The sequence below is a fragment of the Thalassoglobus polymorphus genome, assembly GCF_007744255.1.
Classification (GTDB): domain Bacteria; phylum Planctomycetota; class Planctomycetia; order Planctomycetales; family Planctomycetaceae; genus Thalassoglobus; species Thalassoglobus polymorphus.
In genome coordinates, this window is the sequence record NZ_CP036267.1 from 4,701,842 (window position 1) to 4,721,023 (window position 19,182).

A 19,182-nucleotide genomic window follows, 5' to 3' on the forward strand; every position below is an offset into this window, starting at 1 on the left:
TAAAAAAACTTCCGCAGACATGCAAACATCCCGCCAGAAACCTGACGGGATGTTACTGAATTCTCAAGCCAAAATCAGCGTTTGAAAGATTGCAAAACCAAGAACGCAAGCTTTCAATAAACCGAAGATGTCGAATATGACCGCCGAGATTACTTGATCGAGGCTGTTGGAACGACCCAAACCTTGACTTCTGTTTTCACTTCATGGTCCAGGATAATTGGAATGGTGTACATTCCGAGCGACTTGATCGGACCTTCCATTTGGACATGTGATGGTTCGACTTCGTAGTTTGCACTTTTGAGTGCTTTACTTACATCGCTGGCAACAATCGAACCATACAATTGGCCTTCATCAGTGGCATTGGCTTCGAGAGTCACGCTGTAATTCTTGATCTTATCGCCCAAAGCTTTGATCGATTTACGGCGAGCAATCTGAGCTTCTTCCTGACGTTTACGATGGCTTTCGACCATCATTTTATTTGCAGGTGTCGCAACTGTGGCCAGCCCCATTGGGATGAGGTAGTTACGAGCAAAACCGGGCTTCACGCGGACGATTTCCCCCTGGTTACCCAGTTTCGGAACATCTTCTGCCAGCATGAGTTCGACTCCGCCTTTTCGATCGGCTGAACGAATGCGTTGTCCTCGTTTGCGTTGAACGACCATGGCTTCACTCCTGGACCAGCTCGAAAGCTGTCTCTCTGATAAACGAATGATTCTTGGAATTAATGATCTTTAACAATATCTGAATCAGAGACCGTCACTTCAGTAAATGATAACGATTTCAGCAGTCTTGTTAGTATTTCTAAAATGGAACGTCATCATCAGAGACGTTTGACGATGGCCCAGAATCGTAAAAGGAATCGACCGCATCGCTTGGTGATCCGCTCGGTCCTGAACTCTGCTGTCCTTGGTTGGATGGACCGCGAGAAGGGGCTTTGCCGCCATCACCACGACCTCCCAGCATTGTCATGTTTTCACCAATCACTCGAAGCTTGGATCGTTTTTTTCCGGTTTCACGATCGTCCCAGCTATCGAGTTGCAAGCGACCTTCGATCAGGACAGAACGTCCTTTAGACAGATATTCGCCTGCGACTTCCGCTTGTCGACCCCATAATGTGACATCGACAAAGGTCGTTTCTTCACGTCTTTGATTTTGTTGCTTGTCGAACCAGCTTCGGTTGACTGCCAAGCCGAGATCTGTCACGGCTGTTCCATTGTTGATGTACTTGACCTCTGGATCACGGGTCACATTTCCAACAAGGATGACTTTATTAAAACTAGCCATGACACTCCCTTACGAGTTGCAAACAATGACGAATTACTTATCGCCTTCAGTACTGCTGGCATCATCAGTACTACTTTTTTCGGCACCGGCACCAACGGCAACGGGCTCTTCCTGACTTTCTTCAGATTCTGGCGGTTGAACCTGTTGAGTCAACAATGAGAACAATTTCTCATCGTGATCCAATAGCAACTGCCGAATCACAACCTCATTGAGCTTGCAAATTCTGGCAAATGCGGTGACTTGCGAAGCATCCATCTTAAAATAAGTCAGATAGTGCAAGCCTTTGCGATGGCCATCGATTTCGTAGGCAAGTTTGCCTTCCTGCCATGGCGTTGAAACAACGAGTTCCGCTTCGCATCGTTCCAGAATCTCTTGAACGATTTTCTCAGTTCCTTGTGGGTCCTGTGCGTAGCGACCGCTATCCAGCAGGAACATACATTCATAAAGTCGCTCAGCCAATGTCTTCCCCTTGATTTCTTCTTGATCCAGACTGTCCCGGAATGACAGCTTTGCAGTTAATGTTTGAACTTGTTGAAAAATGATCTAAAAATCTTTGTCGAGCTTTGCCGCAAACCTTGTGAATTCACAAAGATTCACCATCTTCAGGCGCTGTTTGATTGAACTCATTCATGGCTTTTTCAACGCCATCCTGAACCCAGCATTCAACAGCAGATGCTGCTCGTTCGACACAATGTTCCATTTTGGAAAACTCGGACTTACTAAATTTTTGCAAAACGTAGTTGGCTGCGTCCATTTTTCCAGGTGGACGTCCGACTCCAACTCTGAGTCTAGCAAAATCTGAAGTCCCAAGTTGGTCGATTGTATTTTGCAATCCTTTTTGGCCTCCTGCAGATCCAGTTCCCCGGAGTCGCAAACGACCAGTCGGCAGATTCATATCATCATGAACGAGTAACAATTCGCTGTGTGAAACCTTATAAAACTTCACGACTGCACGAACGCTACGACCACTGAGATTCATGAAGGTTTGAGGAGCAACAAGCACCACTCGCTCTGAACCAATTTGAATATCAGTCACCTCTGCCTCAAAACTTGACTTCCAGCGATCCGCTGAAAACCTTTGGGCTAATACAGCTAGAACATCAAAACCGATGTTATGCCGTGTCCCCACGTACTTTTTGCCTGGATTACCAAGGCCGACGACGATCTTCACGGCTTCGAACCTGCCAGAGCCTGATTATCAATACTATTCGCTAGCAGGTGCTTCACCACCCTCAGCTGCTCCCTCTTCACCTGCCGCTTCATCGTCCGCAGCTGGTTCCTCTTCTTTAACAGCTTCGGTCACTTGAACAACAACTGAATCTTCAGGACTGATGACTTTCACTCCGCGTGGCAAATCTTCAAGATCACTGACGTGAATTGCATCGCCGATGTTGACGCTTCCGATTCGAACTTGAATTGAATCGGGAATCTCAACTGCCAGACATTCAATCTCCAAGGCATGCATTTGGTGGTCCAGAAGACCGCCTGCCAAAACCCCTGGAGAAGTTCCACGCAGGATCACGGGAATTTCAACCTGAACCCGCTCATTAGGGTCCACACGTAGAAAATCGACATGCAGGATATGCTTACTGAATGTGTCCCACTGGACATCACGAAGCAAAGCGGTTTCTCCTTCTCCATCGACTTCGAGGTCTACGACCTTTGCACCGTCTTTGATCAAGGCATGTACAACCTCACCTTGCAGCTGAATGCAGACCGCACCCTTTTTGTGGCCATACAAATTTCCGGGAACAATCCCTTCAGTTCGAAGGCGGCGACTCGCTGTCGTACCTTGGACAGTACGAGCTTGTGCTTCAATTTTCTCGATCGTAGACATAACTGTTTGTTTTCAGAAGAGTTACTTCAAAAAAGCGTATCACCTAACAACCCGAACACGGCAATCTTCACGTGTACACAGGTATACAATACGTCTCTCTAAATTCCACCCGGAGCGGAAAGTCCCGCACAATAGTGTCTCTATTGTACGAATTCAAGACTTCCGTCTCATGCTTTTAACACCTATTCCAAAACGTCTGCACTGAGCTGAACTCCTGTGACTCGCCAGAACAGATTCTGGAGGACTCCGCCGATTCCGGAGTCTCCTGAGGCCATGACACTCTTTTTGTCTGCGTAAGGGAAGGCCCGGAATGGGATTCTCGTCTTTGGGCCTCAATTTCACAATCGATTTTGATTCCAAAGCTTAGAACTGGTATTTTCTTTTTCAGTGAAACGCCAGAAACTGCTGCAATAATTCGAATTCGGGTTTTTGATCACTGAAATGATCACTGAGAAAGTTTTCGGCCACGGATTTTTGAGAGAGCCGACAAGTCATCTGTCATCACCGCGTAATCACTGGATGGTTCAAAGAAATATGAGCGGATCGTACGAAAATCGGTTTGACGAAGAAGCCCCACTCGTTCGCCAGCTGACAAAGGGTCAACGGAGAGTCCTGGGAGTCCTGATTGAAAAAGGGCTGACGACTCCAGATCAATACCCGCTGACTCTTAAAGCCTCTACGACGGGAGCGAACCAGAAGAGTAATCGTGACCCAGTCACGAATTATACAGAAGGGGCTGTCTGGGATCTCTTCGACGAACTCCGAGAGCTAGGCCTGATCGCAGTCGTCCATCCAGAGTCCGGTCGGACCGAACGATTCCGACATTACATGCGCAAGCGATTCCCATTCAACGAACCGCAACTCGCGATCATGGCGGAATTATTCCTGCGAGGAAAACAACAGCTGGGTGAACTCCGCTCACGCGCAAGCCGTATGGTTCCGATTGAGAGTTTGACCGAGCTTCGCAACGAACTCAGGTCACTACAGGAACAAGGATTCATTCAGGCCAGTGGAGATCTCGAACGCCGCGGAATCGAAGTCGACCACAATATGTATCTCGAAACTGAGGGCCAGCAACTCGAAAAGATGCAAGCTCCGACTCCTGAAGTCGCTGCACCAATTCAACATCCCGCACCTGCGCAGGTGGCGCAGCAACCTGCAGCGGCGCAGCCTTCATCTCACGAACTGAATCAAGTTCGTGATGAAACAGCCAGTCTTCGCTCTGAGGTTGAGTCACTTCGACAAACAGTCAGCGACATGCGAGAGGACCTCGACGAACTCAAACGGAGTTTAGGAGTTTGAATTGAATAGACCGTCAGCCGGGATCGCCCGTCCAGGTTCTTATAAATTCAGAGACAGTCGACAGCTTTGGCTGCGAGTCGCGTTGTGCATGCTCACAATCGCTGCCTTCAGTCCAGATGCTTCCTCTCAACAGACTCCGACTCCACAGCAATCAAAAGAATCCGAAGCCCGACCAGAGAAGGTCCCTAAACCGGACCAAGCCACCGAGCCACTCAACTTTTCTTTCTCTGCTTCGGTTCCAAGAAATCGAGAGTTAGAACGAACGATTCAATCCATCCCGGCAGAGCTTCGCTCCAATAACGATGCTCGCATTGCCGAACTGATTAAGAAAGTCCTCAAAGAAGAAAAACCGGGCCTCGTACTCTACCGCGGAAGCTTACACCAACCTCGCACGCTCTCCCGAGACTTGCTGCTCGAACAACCGAAATCGGTCCTTGAGGCTTACCGAAGACACGCCGAGCCAGAAGCGCATGAACAACTTCAAGTTGCCAGAGACTCTCACGATCTACAACTTCTAAAAGTTGTTGCTTCAACATACCCACTCACAACTTCAGGAGAACTTGCTCGCAAACTCTGGAATGCGGCACGGTGGGATCAGGGTCAACTTCCGACCAGTGGTAGCTCGACTCATCAGAGCGAACCTGAAAAACAACTCCTCGACAAAGGTTTTCGCCCTTCGATTATTCCCGCCTGGACGACTGACTACAAACTCTCTGATGGAGCAATTCAAACAATTCAGGCAGGGCAGCGTGACCTTCGTGAAAACGGTCTGTCACCCTTCTCGCCCTGGGAAGCAATCTTCCACGCTGATTTGCTGGTCACTGTTACTCCAATCCAAATCGAAGCTCGCCGAATCAACGATGGCACACTCGTATGGAGTCGCCCACTCGATCAGTACGGAGCAAGGATTCTCAAAAAACTCAGTAAAGTCGAGAGCCCACTCCGCTCCTGGAATCTCACTCGAGCCACTCTCTTTCGCATTTTTGGTGAATCGCTCTACTCCAAAATGGCGAGCGACGAGACACATCTTTACCTCACAGAAGCGAATGAAGAAGGAAGCCAATTCGATGCCAAGAAGAAAAATCGAAAAACAGCAAACCGCCTGACCTGCCTGGATCTTGCAACGGGCGAAGAAGTTTGGACGAACAGCTCGCTGGCAAAATCGCGAGCATTCCTTTGTGGTCCCCCCATCGTCTTCGGTGAAGAGTTACTCGTCCTGGCAGAGTACCGACATACCTCACAAATCAATTTACTGGCACTTGAGAAAAGCACCGGAAAATTGAAACGGCGGTTGATGCTCGCTGAGGTCTCCCGCCCTGTTGAAAGTCCCAGCCTCGAAAAACGTGATGACCGTCGCCAATCTATTGCCTGCACGATTCAAATTTCTGATGGAAAGGCGTATTGCCCGACCTCGGCTGGCTTGCTTGCAGTGGTCGACCTCATCGATTGGAGCGTCGACTGGGCGTATCGATATTCCAGACACGACGTCCCAAAATCTGGGACCGGACTTCTTAAGCCCAAGCTCGGTCTCACTGGGTTTCAATGGTGGTCCGAATGGCATGAAATTCAAACACTCATTTTTGAAGACTATGTTGCATTCGCCAGTCCGGAAGGCCAGCACCTGACACTGTTCCATCGGAAGACAGGAAACGTTCTCTGGACCGTTGATCGAGAAGACACGCTGTACATTGCGACGGCAAGTTCTCAGCATGGTGTTCTGCTCATCGGAGCCAACACGGCTCGATGCCTGGATGTTCAAACTGGCAAACTTCTGTGGGAAACACCTCTCAATGTTCCTGCCGGCCGAGGCGTCTCCTCTACAACAGACTATCTTCTTCCCGACAGCGAACAGGGATGGACATCTATCAATCTGGAGTCGGGAGAGGCGGAGCATTCCCGTTTCAACCTGCTCTCAAAATGGATTCCCTACAACGTCACCGATTTGCAACGACCAAGAAATTTCCTCACATACAACGGAGCTTTGTTCGAAGCCAGCTTTTCAGAGATGCGAAAGTTGCAGCGTATTGGTGAAAGCGCTGATGCCCACGAACAACTTTCACCGGTCTGGCGAGTCCTTTCCGAACTTGAAGCAAACGAGGCCGCAGAACTTACGAATCTGGACATCACCGTTCACGACGAAGACCAAACGCAAGACGAAGAGTCGCAAGTCTCTAATCAGCATCGCCAAAGCGAGTTGCAACTCACTCAGGAATTCATTCGACAATCTGTACGGAACGATTCGAACTCAAATCAGACCGAATCGATGGCGACTCCTTCAGAACAGATCCACAAGCCGGAGTTCATCCGATCCTGGTTCAGAGCAAATCTTGACTTCGCTTTGAAAAGCCAACAGTGGGAACGAGTCGCTGTACTTCTTGGGAAAGAGTTAACCCGTCCAATTGCTGAAGACTTTGCAACAGAAAGAATGCGGCGGTTCCGCATAGATCGCTGGATCGCTGCCCAACTTGCGAAAGCGACGAAGTCACTGTCTGACGAGGATCGAGAACGAATCAGAGCTTCACTCCGCTCAGCCTTCCAACACCGCCTGCTGGACAACCCCGAGGAAAGCCAGTTCCTCGCACAGATTCTTTCTTCGACACCTTGGTCCCTCGAATTAGAAAATGTCGAGAATGACCAACCGGAGAGCCTGCAATCGAGCCTGAGCCAACGACTTCTCGATTTCAAACAGGTCGCGGAAAAAACGATTTTCCTCTCTGAAACTCACTCCACCCCAGAGACATCAAACTGGCCTGTTACGGAGCCAACCATTCACCAAATGGCTCGTGGTTCGAGTAATCTGTACTTCGATCCAATTTCAATTCGGAACATCGACGGAACCCCACATGTTGGCCTGAATCTCGACATTGAGTTTCCGGGGCATCGAGCTGTCAGGTTTTCTGGAAAGCGATGGGAACGCCCCTGGCCTGCCTATTTACCGCGAACTGATCGCGTGTTGCGATTGGAGCACGAACTCGTCAAAGCATGGAACGTGGACGGTTTCATCGTTGCTCAAGTCGGTTCTGAAGTTTACGGAATCAGCCCACTCAATGCAGATGGCCACCGAGGTGCGAAACTATTGTGGCCACCAAACGGAGCCAGAATCGACACGCTCGGAGACCGCACAAACCATATGCTCTCTTTTCAAACTCGCGAAGTTCCAGAACGGCGAGGGTTCCCCAAACTTCCTGCTGAGCGAATGAATGAGTTTGGGCATTTCACAACGATCGTTGGGCCGGTCCGCGCAGGGTATTTTTGCATTCAACAAAAAGGAATGCTCGTCGCCTATGAAACCGCAACCGGAAAGGAACTTTGGAGACGCTTTGACCTGCCGCAAGAGGCACTCTGTTTTGGTGATGAAAATATCGTTTGCGTCCTCAGCGAGAAAACGGGTCGGCTGCAGAGTTATTCCGCCTTGGATGGAAGTGTTGTCGAACAGCGCGATGCTCCCATCAGTTTGGACTCAATCCTCTTCTCTTCCGGCACTCATTTACTCATCGAAAAAGGAGATGTCCCGAGCCTGAAAGAACTCAAGGCGAGCCAAACTCCATTGAAACTGACATGGCTGAACATTGCCTCCGGGCAGGTCGTTTGGAGTCGAGAATGGAAGGCGGGATCAATTCCATTTGAGCTAGACGGATGCTGGACAGGCGTACTGGGTGCAGACGGCACTCTTGAAATCCTGGAGACTCAAAGCGGAAAGACACTTGCGACTCATGAGCTCAACCTTTCCGATCCGACCTCGAAGATTGTCTGCAGTGTCGGGGAAGAAGACATTCTGATTGTTCTCTCCGGAACGATTGAAGACGAGCGCCTATTAAACGCTGCTCAGCAGAACGATGGATACCGGCGGGTGATGGTGAATGGACCGATCATCTCTATCAGTCGCAATGATGGAAGTTTGCGATGGGAATCGAATCTCGAAAACGCCGCATTCTCAGTGGATCAACCAGTCGACCTGCCCGTCTTTGTGACCGCGGAAACACGCTTTCCCGAAGAGATGATGGACGATCAAACCCCCGGAAGCCGTATTCAACTCTTCAATCGCCAAACAGGAAAATTACTGTACAAAGCGGAGTCATTGAGCCCAGTTGTGAAATACAGCGTCAACGGAAATATTGACTCCGGAGTCGTGACGCTGGTGACACGAACTGCTATCGTGAACGTTAACTTTTCTCCGAGTTCTCCTAGCTCTCAAGATCAGGATGTTGCGAAATGAAGTTTACAATCAATCTCTTCGTTTTGTTCGCTTGTGCTTCTCCAATCCTTGCTGCTGACAAACTCCCGCGGCTTCTGGAAGCCATTAACGACGACCACGCCCGAGCAGTCACTGACCTCTGGACCTACAACGACATTCCAAGTGCTCTCGCTGAAGCTCGAAAAGAGAACAAGCCGCTGTTCGTCACCTTTCGTTGCGTCCCGTGTCGCGACTGCAAAGGATTCGACGCAGAAGTCGCAAACGGCAGTGACACCATTGCAAAGATGGCAAAGGAACATTTCATCCCAGTCCGCCAGGTTGAAATGAAAGCAGTCGATCTGGATCAGTTTCAATTCGATCATGACCTCAACTGGGCAGCCATGTTCATCAATGCAGATGGAACTGTTTACGCTCGATACGGAACCCAAAGCGCTGAAGGTGCCGACGCCTACAACTCCATCACAGGCCTCAAAAAGACAATGGAACGAGTGCTGGAGTTACACAAAAATTACCCCAAGAACAAAGAAAGCCTTGCACAAAAACGAGGCCCTAAAAAAGCAATTCGCTCTGCTCTCGAACTCCCCGGAATGGCGAACGCAGCCTCTCTCGAAGGACTGACCACTCGCAAAAACTGCATACACTGCCACATGATTCACGATGCCGAAAATCGCATCGCTCAGGAAAGAGGAACGTTCACGAACGACAATTTTTATCGCTACCCTCTGCCCCAGAATATTGGTCTCGAAATAGTCCGCGATCACGGCACAAAAATTGAATCGATTAATTCTCAGGGACCTGCTTCTCAATCTGGATTGAAAATTGGTGAAGAACTCAAATCGGTCAATGGACAGGCCATTGCGTCGATTGCGGACATTCAATTTGTTCTGCACCATCTCCCAAACGATGATGTGATGCTGAAGGTCACCGGGAGCCAATCCGGACCGCACGAAATCTCGCTGAAGAAGGGCTGGAAAGTCACTGATGCATCCTGGCGGGGTTCGAATTGGTCCGTGACACCAAATTTGAACACCTGGGCTCCACCTGTTGATGAGAAAAAACGAAAAGCGTTGAACATTCCCGAATCTCAAGGAGCTTTGGAAGTCAAATTCATTAACGGTTCAAAAGCTCCCGGGCGGGCTGTAAAGAAAGCCGGTATCCGCGTTGGAGATGTCCTGATCGAGATGGACGGGAAACCAATCGCGATGACGAATCAGCAGTGGAACCTTGATCTCAAGATGAACTACAAAATTGGAGACAAGCTTCCGTTAACGTACATTCGAAATGGGAAACGATATACAGCGGAAGTCGAACTCGTTAAGTGATCGCCAGACACAGGTGAATTGATGGTGAAGAAAATCGCATCGCAACATACCAATCCGACCAATTGAAAAGTGTGCCTGAGAGATGTTTGCTCTACCGTGTCCCCGTGAAGAACAGTTTTCTCAATTGAAATCGCTGTTCGCCACGAGGCAGATCCTGCAAACCAATTCGAAAGATGCTCTTAAAACCAGTCCAGAAACCTCTGGAACAGCTGCTTTCCTCAACGTTTGAGAGAGCAATTTCAAATTTCAGGCTCAGCTCTAGAAAGAGCAGGCGTCACAAAGCGTTCGGCTCAGGAGAAGAAGTTCGTGGCTTCAGTTGCTACACTTGCTTCCTATGTCGGTCACTGACTAGAGCTTTTTTGACAACGATGTACGCGTCTGCCACGTGGACATGTGCGAATTCCCACATGAAAAAGCACTCTCCACGGGCACGAAAAACACGAAAGTGTTCTAGCAACCTCACTCGCACTCACTTCTCAGGTTTGCCTTTCGCTTTGGCTGCAAGCAGTAGCTCGCGAGGGTCTGAGAATTTCATTTTTCATGGATGATAATCGAAACAAGACTATGCGTTTGATATCCTATCTTCTACTGCTTTCGTGTTTTCTGCTGAACTCACTCTCCCTTCCAATTGCGTCTGCTCAACTTCCTGTCATCGAGCAAGCTCCCGATGAGAATGAAGCAGCGCGCACCCAGACAGTGACACGTGAAGGGGTCGATTCCCTGAAGACACAAATCGAGTCATCAGCGGAGTTAAAAGAGGAAGAAAAACAAGCTGCACTCAGTTCTATTCAGAACGCCATTGTTGAGTTAACCACGGCAGCTGAGTATTCGAATCGAGAACAGGCTGCGAAGAACGATCTTTCGAAAGTCGATGATCTCCGAAACCACATTCAAAGTGAACTCGCTGATCTGAAGAAAAAGAAACCCGAGACTCCTCCCAACGATGCAGAACTCGTCAATCTCGGGCAGGATCTTGCCGTCAAGAAGGCTGAGCTAGCGGAAGCTCAAACCAACCTCAGCAGCCTCGAAGCGCGAATCGAAGGTCGAACCGAGCGGCAGCGCGCGAAGAAGGACCGCCTCGCTGCGATTCCCGCTGAGCTTGAAGCAACCAAGAAGAAACTGACTCAACTTCCGTCACCGGAAGAGACCACGCTGATCTCAAAAGCGGAACAGGCCTCGCTACTCGCGACAAAAAAACGGCTAGAGCTTGAACCGACAATGCTGCAAACCGAACTCTCCTTGAGTAGTGCCAAGGAAGCAGTTGCACTCTCACAAATGGAACGAGAACTCGCGAACCTTCGCGTCGACCGTCTCAAGCAAGAAGTTCAGGCTTACACGGATGCGGTCAATACGGCAAGACGGGAAAACGCGAAGACACTCAAAGAAGACATCACGCTAGAAGCCGAGCGGGCCTTGGATTCAGGAGAACCCTGGAAGAAAGAACTTGCCGGGATTCTCACACACACAACGAAAATCATTGACGTCGAACTCAGCGTTCAAAACAAACTCCAGGCACTGCAAAAACAAATCTCTGAATCGAGAGAAGAGAGAGAATCGCTCGCCGAATCGCTCGCACAGGTCAAAAGCCGTGAAAGCCGGATAGGGTCGAGCCGATCTTTCGGAATGCGTCTACGACAACAACGCTCAACCATCCCTGACGTGGACGTTTTAAACAGTCAAATCCGAAGTCGTTCTCAAACTTACGAACAGACGCAAATTCGCTACTTCGAAACGCGTGAAGAAAGAAAAAAACTCGACAATCTCGAAGAAAAAATCGCTGCAGTTCTGCCAAATACAAACAATGACATCGAAATCTCCGACGAGGACGCAGACGAGATTGACCCCACCGAAGTTCGACTCAGAGAGGCATTGACCCAACAGAGAGAAGCGCTGGATCGTCTCATTTTGATTTACGATCAGTACGCGGAAGAACTCGACAACTACAACGCCGAACAAGCGTACCTCATTCAACTCAGCAACGAAATCACAACCTATATTGATCGCCGCGTCCTCTGGATTCGCAGCCATGATCCATTGTCGATTCGGACTCTAACAAGTGATATCAACAGCTTGCGAGTCCTGTTTGATTCCGACATCTGGCAAAAACTCATCGGATTATTATTTACCGATTTCTGGTCACACCTGTTTGTCTACTCGCTCATGATTGTGATCTGGGGATTCTTAATTGTCACCCAGTCCCGGCAATCGCGACGGATTCAGCAAACTGGAAAAAAAGCAGCGAGTCGGCTCAACACATCAATGAAACCGACCGTCCAGTCCATGCTGATGACTTTCAGCAAATCACTCCTTTTGCCGTTGCCAATCTTATTTATTGGCTGGAGACTGAATGTCGCCTCCAACCTTATTGATCCCAATCTCCCGTACTTCCCACACTTTATCAACCTCTCCTCCAACTTGCTCATTGTTGCGACGGGGTTGTTTTGCCTTGAGTTCATACGCAATGTCCACCGTCCACAAGGTTTGGCTCAGTCACACTTCAATTGGCCAAAACTATCCTGTGAAATTGTCGCAAAACAGACTCAATCATTTCTCTATTTTGTGACTCCACTCGTTGTCATGATCGCCGTCCTGACTGCATGGAATTCAGAGGGGGAGCCGGAATCGCTCTCGCGAATTTTTTCGATTGCTGTTTACCTGTTACTGGCATCGGCTCTTCATCAACTCGTCGGTAACGAAAAGGGTGCGATCAGTCCTTGGGTCAACGCAAACCGAAATGGCTGGACCGACCGATTTTCGACAATTTTGCACTTCCTCTCCGTTGCCGTTCCGGTAGCGCTCGCTACGCTCACAGCTTCTGGATTCACATACGCTTCCGATCGGCTTGCCTTGAAACTTGCCGAAACGATTATGCTTATCTTTGGAGTGCTTTTCATCCGAGCACTCTTTCTCCGCTGGCTGACATTTCGCCATCGACGTTTAGCAATTGAAGAGGCTCGCGAAGCTCGGGCTGCACTTGCAAGGATCGATAAAGACCACGAAACCGCACGGAATCAAACAGCCAGCGAAATCCAAGAAAGCAAGTCAATCCTTGCAGAAGTCAGTGCCCAATCACGAAGGCTTCTCAACACAAGCGTTGTTGTCTTTCTGCTTGTCGGTGTTTGGTTTATCTGGACCGACGTACTGCCTGCACTCCATTACTTTGATGACTTCACTCTTCCGGGAACTGACCTTCGGCTTCCCAATCTCCTTGTCGCGATTGTCGTGGCAATTCTCACCGCAACCGCCGCTCGAAACATCCCCGGGCTGTTGCAAATCACCCTACTCGAATGGTTGCCTATCGAAAAATCGAGCCGATACGCAATCGGTGCATTGATTCAATATGGAATCGCAGTCATCGGAATTCTGGCAATCAGCGAACCACTGAATATTGGCTGGGATAAAGTTCAATGGTTAGCAGCAGCCTTGACCTTTGGTCTCGGTTTTGGACTGCAGGAGATCTTCGCCAACTTTGTGTCTGGTCTCATCATCCTGTTTGAGCAACCGGTTCGCATTGGTGATGTTGTGACCATCGATGGGGTCTCTGGAATTGTCAACAGAATTCGCATTCGCTCGACGACAATCGTTGACTGGGACCGCAAAGAGTACATTGTTCCCAATCGTGAATTCATCACTGGAAAGCTACTCAACTGGACGCTCTCCGACAGCACAACACGCATCGTCCTCCAAGTTGGAGTCGCTTACGGAACAGATCCTGAAACGGTTCGAGAAATGTTGTTGAAAATTATCCGTGATCAACCTCACGTGATGAGAGACCCATCACCGTCGGTTACATTCGATACGTTTGGCGACAGCTCTCTCGATTTCACGCTACGGGCATTTCTTCCTAACCTGGATAATCGAGTCGAAACAATTCACCAACTGAACGTCGAAATCAATCGGCAGTTCAGCGAAGCTGGGATCGAAATCCCGTTTCCTCAGCGTGACCTGCACGTTCGGTCATCGGTCCATTTGCCCATCACAAACGACGCCTCCGAAACTCATATCGTAACACCACAAAGCGACGCTGAAGGATAACCTGATGTTGAATTTCTTACGGCTAACGGAGTCACGTTTTTTCACTGCACCGCTCTTCATCGCATCGCTTGTGATGATGCTGGCTCCGTTGGAGTCATTTGCTGAAGAAGAAAACTCTTCAGGAACACTTGAGTTGCTGAAAATTTTCCGAAGCGAGTTTATCGAGATCACTCCCGGAGAGGGTAAGTTTCCCAAAACGGTCTCGATTGGCTCCAACTCTGGCCCTGAATCAGAACGTCCAGTTCACGAAGTCACGTTCACAAAGAAATTCTCGGTTTCCAAATACGAGGTTTATCAAAACCTGTATGAAGCCGTCATGGGCAGCAACCCGAGTCGCTGGAAAGGACCACGAAATTCAGCCGAACGAATGACCATCGCGGAAGCTGAACAGTTTTGTAGAAAAGTTACCAATCTACTGGTTCAACACAAATTGATTGAGCCAAAACAAGTCGTTCGATTGCCCACTGAGCAGGAGTGGGAATACTTCACACGTGCAGGCTCAACGACAGCTTACAGCTTTGGAGAGAAGGCTCAACTCCCCGGAGACGCCGGGAATAAGGCCTCTCTGCTTGATCCATATGCTTGGCACACCGGGAATGCGGCTGGGAACGACCCAGAAGTTGGCGTTCTCAAACCCAATCCCTGGGGGCTTTACGATGTTCATGGATACTTATGGGAATACTGCTCGGATGACTGGAAGCCCAACTACTCCGAGAACACAAAAGTTAACGAGAACCTTGCCACAATTCGTGGTGGTTCCTGGAAAGATCCTTTTTCCCGCCTCACATCCTCCGCTCGCTTGCCGTTCCCCAAATCCGGTCGAGATGATGCCGTTGGTTTTCGCTGCGTACTGAGTCAGGAATAACGAACCGAAGCCTTTGAAATCAGATCCAGCAGCGCGAAGTCGATTTCGATTGCTGTTTGCCTCGACAAGCCAACGAAAAAAGGCGGCACGCAAGGGGAATGCGAACCGCCAAAACAAATGGTATAGATCAAGTTTCTTACATCAGGACTCAATCTTGATCTCAACCACACGTCCCATAATCAGGCGAACATATCGTTCAACCTTCTTTTCTTTTCCGTCGGGATCCTTCACTTTTGCCTGAATCCGGTAGATATGCTCCAGACCTGGATAGAGAGGCTTGGTTTCAAAGTGCCAGATATTAGGGTCCTTTGCATCTCGAAATCCATCAATGGTCGCTTCGGTTCGCATCGGATTCATATCATGGACGACAACTTCTTTGGCATCAGCAATTCGAACATCAATCATTCCCACACGAGGATGTTTCTCAACAGGGACAGGTCTCGAAGGGAGGATAAATGTTTGTCCGATTGTTCCTGGAGGAGGAGCGGGCTGCGACATATTCACCGCAGGAGCAGCAACCCGAGGAGAATACTGTTTCGAATACTGCTGCGAATACTGAAACGATCCGTAGCCATACCCATAATTCGAATAGGCTCCTCCATAGGGGGCCGGTGCATAATAGCTCGCCCCACCATGCTTGATATGCTTCCCATGTTTCACAACATGGTATGGACCGCTCGCTTCGGATAAGTCTCCACAACAAAGACTCATAAGCGAAACAACGCAGACCGTGCAAATTGTTTTCGTTGAAAACATCCCAAACCTCTTGAATGAAAAATGAGGTCGCTGCGACGGAAAAAACCGTCGCAGCGAAAACGCTCATGGTTTTCGCAATCGCAATTTGACTTGTGATTGCGAAGGGTGGTGGACCCACTTCAAATTTACCACACCCTGCGATGTAAGCCTCTTTTCTTTCGGGGTTCAAAAAAAAAGCCCGCTCTTTCTCAAGCGGGCTTCGGCAAAGTTTTTGGGATTGGAAAGAAGGGCTCAATGCTTGGAACTGCGCGACTCGTATTCGTTTCGCGTCCCTGCCTGACCAATCTGAACCGTATAACTGGTCCCATCGGCAGCGACTGTCGCTTTCACTCCGATTCCCTCACAGTTCACGGTCGGCTCTGAATTGGCGATGAACTCCGCAGGTGTCTGTTCGTCTGCTCCGAGAGTGACATTTCGATGCAGTTGATATAAGTGCTTCAAAGACTGACACGACTTCAAAGTTGCAATCGTTTCGGCATGTCCCCCTTTCGTTGGCCCATTACACATCACAGCCACAACCGGATCAATCGCCTTGACGAATACTGGATTGTTGCTGGTCGACAACCCATGATGCGTCACCATGAATAAGTCAACTTGTCCGATGGGGTTATTGGGAGTGACTAACTTTGCTTCGAGATTCCAGGTCAGGTCACCGCAACAGAGAAAACGGAAATCCCCGAACTCTAAGAGAAACCCGATACTGCTGGCATTGTCAGACTTGTCGATCGGGTTAGGTTTGTGCTCACTCGCAAATGGATTCGGTTCGCCCGTATTCTCAATCACCTCTCTACTCGCTGAGACAATGGTGATTTTCAATGGCGTGCCATTTGAGTCGAAATCAAATGTCTCGCCAGCGCGGAGGGTCTTTGATTTGTTCTGCGAAGCCGCCCGGTAATTCGCGATACGTTCGTCAAACTTTTTATCTTCCTGAAGTGCGTCGGGAATACCACGATCCCAGAAGTTGTGAATTGGAATTAAGGCAGCCAAGGCTGCGTGGTTTCCGTAATGATCGAGATGCCAATGCGTCACGACCGCATGGTCAAGATGGTCCAGACCCGCCTGATCCTTGAGAGTTTCCAGTATGCGGTCTCTGTCGCGACCGTTGTAGTCCGGGTAGCCTGAATCAATCAGAATGGATTCGCCGGCTGGAGTGACAATTAACGTGGCAGCGCCTCCTTCGACATCAATGAAGTAGATGTCCAGGGTTCCATCTTTTCCCTCAGCTTGAAGAGAGAGCGGAAAACTTCCACCGATCAAGAGAATCAGGGAAAGAGTTTGAATCCAACGACGCATGTGAATAATCCTTGTTGCATCTTTCGAATTGCTGTTCGCCTTCAGTCTCGTGGCACACAGCAATTTCACAGGTGAATGCGGTCGACACTGGCACACGATAGAGCAAACTGCTCATGAAAACATGGCGATGACCAACTGGCATAGCGTCGCCGATTCCCTGTGAATTTTCAATTCACGCAAGCTGATTTCACCGACCAACAAAAATGGTTGACGAAATCCTTCAAAACAAAAACAGCGGAATCACCCATTCAGGATGATCCCGCTGTTCCGAAGACCTGAGTTGAATCTCTCATCCGCCGAGAGAATTCTTCATTGCATTCACAACCTGACAGCGTTTTGAGCAGCTTTCGAATTGGAATTCGCCTTCTGCCTTGTGGCGAACAGCATTGTCATTAGAGAAATGAGCTCTTCACGGACAGAAGAAACAGGAAACTGCTCCTAGCTGTCAGTCTTTGGTTTTGGCTTGCGCTGTCCTCGTTCTTTGAATTCTTTAAGCGTGACCTTTTCGTTTTTGTCTTTGTCGAGACGCGCGAAAGCTTTCTTCGCTTTTTCTTCGTCACGTTTGCCTTTGAACTCTTCCAGCGTCAAGTCGCCGCTTTTGTCCTTGTCAAGTTTTTTGAAAATCGCTTCGAGGTCGGGTTTCTTGCCCTTCTTAGGTTTTTCTTCAGCATTTGCTGAGAGAGCAGTTACCGCCACGCCCAACGCAAGGCACATCGTAAAGAGCACTTTTTTCATTGAAATTCTTCCAAGAGAAGGAAAGGGAAAGTGGATACCACTTGAAACCGAGAGACGTTGAAAAAGTTTCGAGAACTGAAACGTCGAAAAAAAATTCCGCACAAGATCATTCTCTTCAAGCAAAACGATGTTGGCGCAGTTCGCCAGAGCACCGCTCTCGAATGAGCGGTGCTAATCAGTACACAGAACTCAGTACATAGAAAAGAAGTCAGACGAAAGAGATTCGTTAAGCGAACAACTCTTCGATCACGTTTCCTTCGCGAACAATCATCACAGGTCGACCTGTATTAGTGTTGTACTCTTTCGTGTGATCAATCCCCAGATTGTGGTAGAACGAAGCTGCGACATCGTCTGGAGAGAATCCATCGTTGAGTGGTTCCGTTGCATTCGCATCGGATTCACCAAGCACTCGACCACCAGAAATTCCACCACCCGCCATCAGCATAAACATGCAGCGTGGATAGTGATCGCGACCACCACGTTCGGTGTTGATCTTAGGTGTTCGCCCAAATTCACCCGTCACGTAAACGGCAGTCGATTCCAGCAAACCTTTTTCATGCAGCCCGTTGAGGAGTGCTGAAAGACCTTCATCAAAACTCGGCAGGAGCGTTGTTTTTAGCCTATTCCAGTTATCGCGATGAGTATCCCATCCCCCAGTGGAAACTGTGACAAAACGAACGCCTGACTCAACAAGTCGGGTTGCAAGCAAACAGCTTTGGCCGAATGCTCCTTCACCATATTGAGCAGCGAACTGCTTGTTCTCTTGATTCACATCAAAGGCATTCCGAGCACGCTTGGATGTGATCATCGAATAGGCTTGCTCTGAGAAACGATCCAAACCTTCGAGAAGCTGATTCTGTTTCTCAAAACCAGCGAAAGCTGTATCCAGGTTATTGAGAAGTCCTTGTCGTTTTTCGACATCAGTCACAGTCAGGCCATTGCCGAGAGTAATCCCTCGGACCGAAAAAGGACGACCTGGGCTTGGAGTTGCATTCGTATGCAACGGAGCGTATTTCACGCCCAAATAGCCCGGAGTTTGTGAGGACCGGGGAATAGAAACAAACTGTGGCAAGTCCTCCGGACCACTCATCTCTTTGGTGACGACCGCACCGTAACTCGGGAACGAGAGAGAAGGGAGTGGTCGGTTCCCACAGTTGACATACTCTGATCCCAGACGGTGAGCGGCCAACGTATGACTGACTCCACGCAAGATGACAAACTTGTCCATCGCAGAGGCCAGCTTGGGCAGGTGCTCAGAAATTTCAATCCCTGGGATTTTTGTCTGGATAGGATTGAACTCTCCACGGTACTCATCACTCGCGTTCGGCTTCAGATCAAACATATCGCTGTGCGCCGGACCACCAGGCAAATTGATAAAGATTGCTGACTTTGCCTTGGCAGCCGAGTTGACTTGCCCTGCTTCGCTCATCCTGAGAAACGAGCCTAATGAAAGTGACGACGCTCCGACTGCTCCCACCTTGAGGAAGTCACGCCGTGCCAGACCATCACAGGTTTTATGTAAAGCCATTGTAGAATTCCTTGAAAAGTGTCTGTATGA

General features: G+C 49.2%; 14 protein-coding genes. 5 read left to right on the forward strand and 9 right to left on the reverse strand.

The features are described from left to right. Positions 1-149 precede the first annotated feature (149 nt). The 5 genes from rplI to Mal48_RS16975 form a co-directional block, all read right to left on the reverse strand. Complete coding sequence (gene rplI / locus Mal48_RS16955; protein ID WP_145202235.1) at positions 150-662, reverse strand: 50S ribosomal protein L9; 513 nt, start codon at positions 660-662, stop codon at positions 150-152. 139 nt (positions 663-801) lie between these two features. After that, positions 802-1,284 carry a single-stranded DNA-binding protein gene (locus Mal48_RS16960; protein WP_145202238.1) on the reverse strand — a complete coding sequence of 161 codons (483 nt, stop codon included), beginning with the start codon at positions 1,282-1,284 and terminating at the stop codon, positions 802-804. A gap of 33 nt (positions 1,285-1,317) precedes the next feature. Then, positions 1,318-1,743 carry a 30S ribosomal protein S6 gene (rpsF, locus tag Mal48_RS16965; RefSeq protein ID WP_145202241.1) on the reverse strand — a complete coding sequence of 142 codons (426 nt, stop codon included), beginning with the start codon at positions 1,741-1,743 and terminating at the stop codon, positions 1,318-1,320. Between the two features lie 124 nt (positions 1,744-1,867). Continuing rightward, on the reverse strand, positions 1,868-2,455 hold the full coding sequence (pth, locus tag Mal48_RS16970; protein WP_145202244.1) for an aminoacyl-tRNA hydrolase: 588 nt from the start codon (positions 2,453-2,455) through the stop codon (positions 1,868-1,870). 33 nt (positions 2,456-2,488) lie between these two features. Beyond that, positions 2,489-3,121, reverse strand: coding sequence for a 50S ribosomal protein L25 (locus Mal48_RS16975; protein WP_145202247.1), 633 nt, complete (start codon positions 3,119-3,121; stop codon positions 2,489-2,491). 534 nt (positions 3,122-3,655) lie between these two features. Here Mal48_RS16975 and Mal48_RS16980 point away from each other — a divergent pair. The 5 genes from Mal48_RS16980 to Mal48_RS17000 all read left to right on the forward strand — a co-directional run bounded on the left by Mal48_RS16980 (position 3,656) and on the right by Mal48_RS17000 (position 14,840). Then, complete coding sequence (locus Mal48_RS16980) at positions 3,656-4,423, forward strand: DUF480 domain-containing protein (RefSeq protein WP_145202250.1); 768 nt, start codon at positions 3,656-3,658, stop codon at positions 4,421-4,423. 1 nt (position 4,424) lies between these two features. Continuing rightward, positions 4,425-8,639, forward strand: a complete 4,215-nt coding sequence (locus Mal48_RS16985; protein WP_145202253.1) for an outer membrane protein assembly factor BamB family protein — start codon at positions 4,425-4,427, stop codon at positions 8,637-8,639. Further along, positions 8,636-9,940 carry a Trx7/PDZ domain-containing (seleno)protein gene (locus Mal48_RS16990; protein ID WP_145202256.1) on the forward strand — a complete coding sequence of 435 codons (1,305 nt, stop codon included), beginning with the start codon at positions 8,636-8,638 and terminating at the stop codon, positions 9,938-9,940. The genes Mal48_RS16985 and Mal48_RS16990 overlap by 4 nt, the downstream gene beginning before the upstream one ends. Positions 9,941-10,504: 564 nt before the next feature. After that, on the forward strand, positions 10,505-13,975 hold the full coding sequence (locus Mal48_RS16995) for a mechanosensitive ion channel domain-containing protein (RefSeq protein WP_197441780.1): 3,471 nt from the start codon (positions 10,505-10,507) through the stop codon (positions 13,973-13,975). Between the two features lie 4 nt (positions 13,976-13,979). Beyond that, positions 13,980-14,840, forward strand: coding sequence for a formylglycine-generating enzyme family protein (locus Mal48_RS17000; protein WP_145202262.1), 861 nt, complete (start codon positions 13,980-13,982; stop codon positions 14,838-14,840). A 141-nt stretch (positions 14,841-14,981) separates the two neighbouring features. On the opposite strand, the gene Mal48_RS17005 is transcribed toward Mal48_RS17000, so the two are convergent. The 4 genes from Mal48_RS17005 to Mal48_RS17020 form a co-directional block, all read right to left on the reverse strand. Further along, the gene (locus Mal48_RS17005) at positions 14,982-15,596 is read right to left on the reverse strand and encodes a hypothetical protein (protein WP_145202265.1); all 615 of its coding nucleotides are present in this window, start codon (positions 15,594-15,596) and stop codon (positions 14,982-14,984) included. Positions 15,597-15,827: 231 nt separating this feature from the next. Further along, on the reverse strand, positions 15,828-16,889 hold the full coding sequence (locus Mal48_RS17010) for a ComEC/Rec2 family competence protein (RefSeq protein ID WP_145202268.1): 1,062 nt from the start codon (positions 16,887-16,889) through the stop codon (positions 15,828-15,830). Positions 16,890-17,327: 438 nt separating this feature from the next. Continuing rightward, positions 17,328-17,624, reverse strand: coding sequence for an EF-hand domain-containing protein (locus Mal48_RS17015; RefSeq protein WP_145202271.1), 297 nt, complete (start codon positions 17,622-17,624; stop codon positions 17,328-17,330). A 226-nt stretch (positions 17,625-17,850) separates the two neighbouring features. Next, entirely contained in the window at positions 17,851-19,152 is a 1,302-nt protein-coding gene (locus Mal48_RS17020) for a DUF1501 domain-containing protein (protein WP_145202274.1), read from the reverse strand. Between the last annotated feature and the right edge of the window lie 30 nt (positions 19,153-19,182).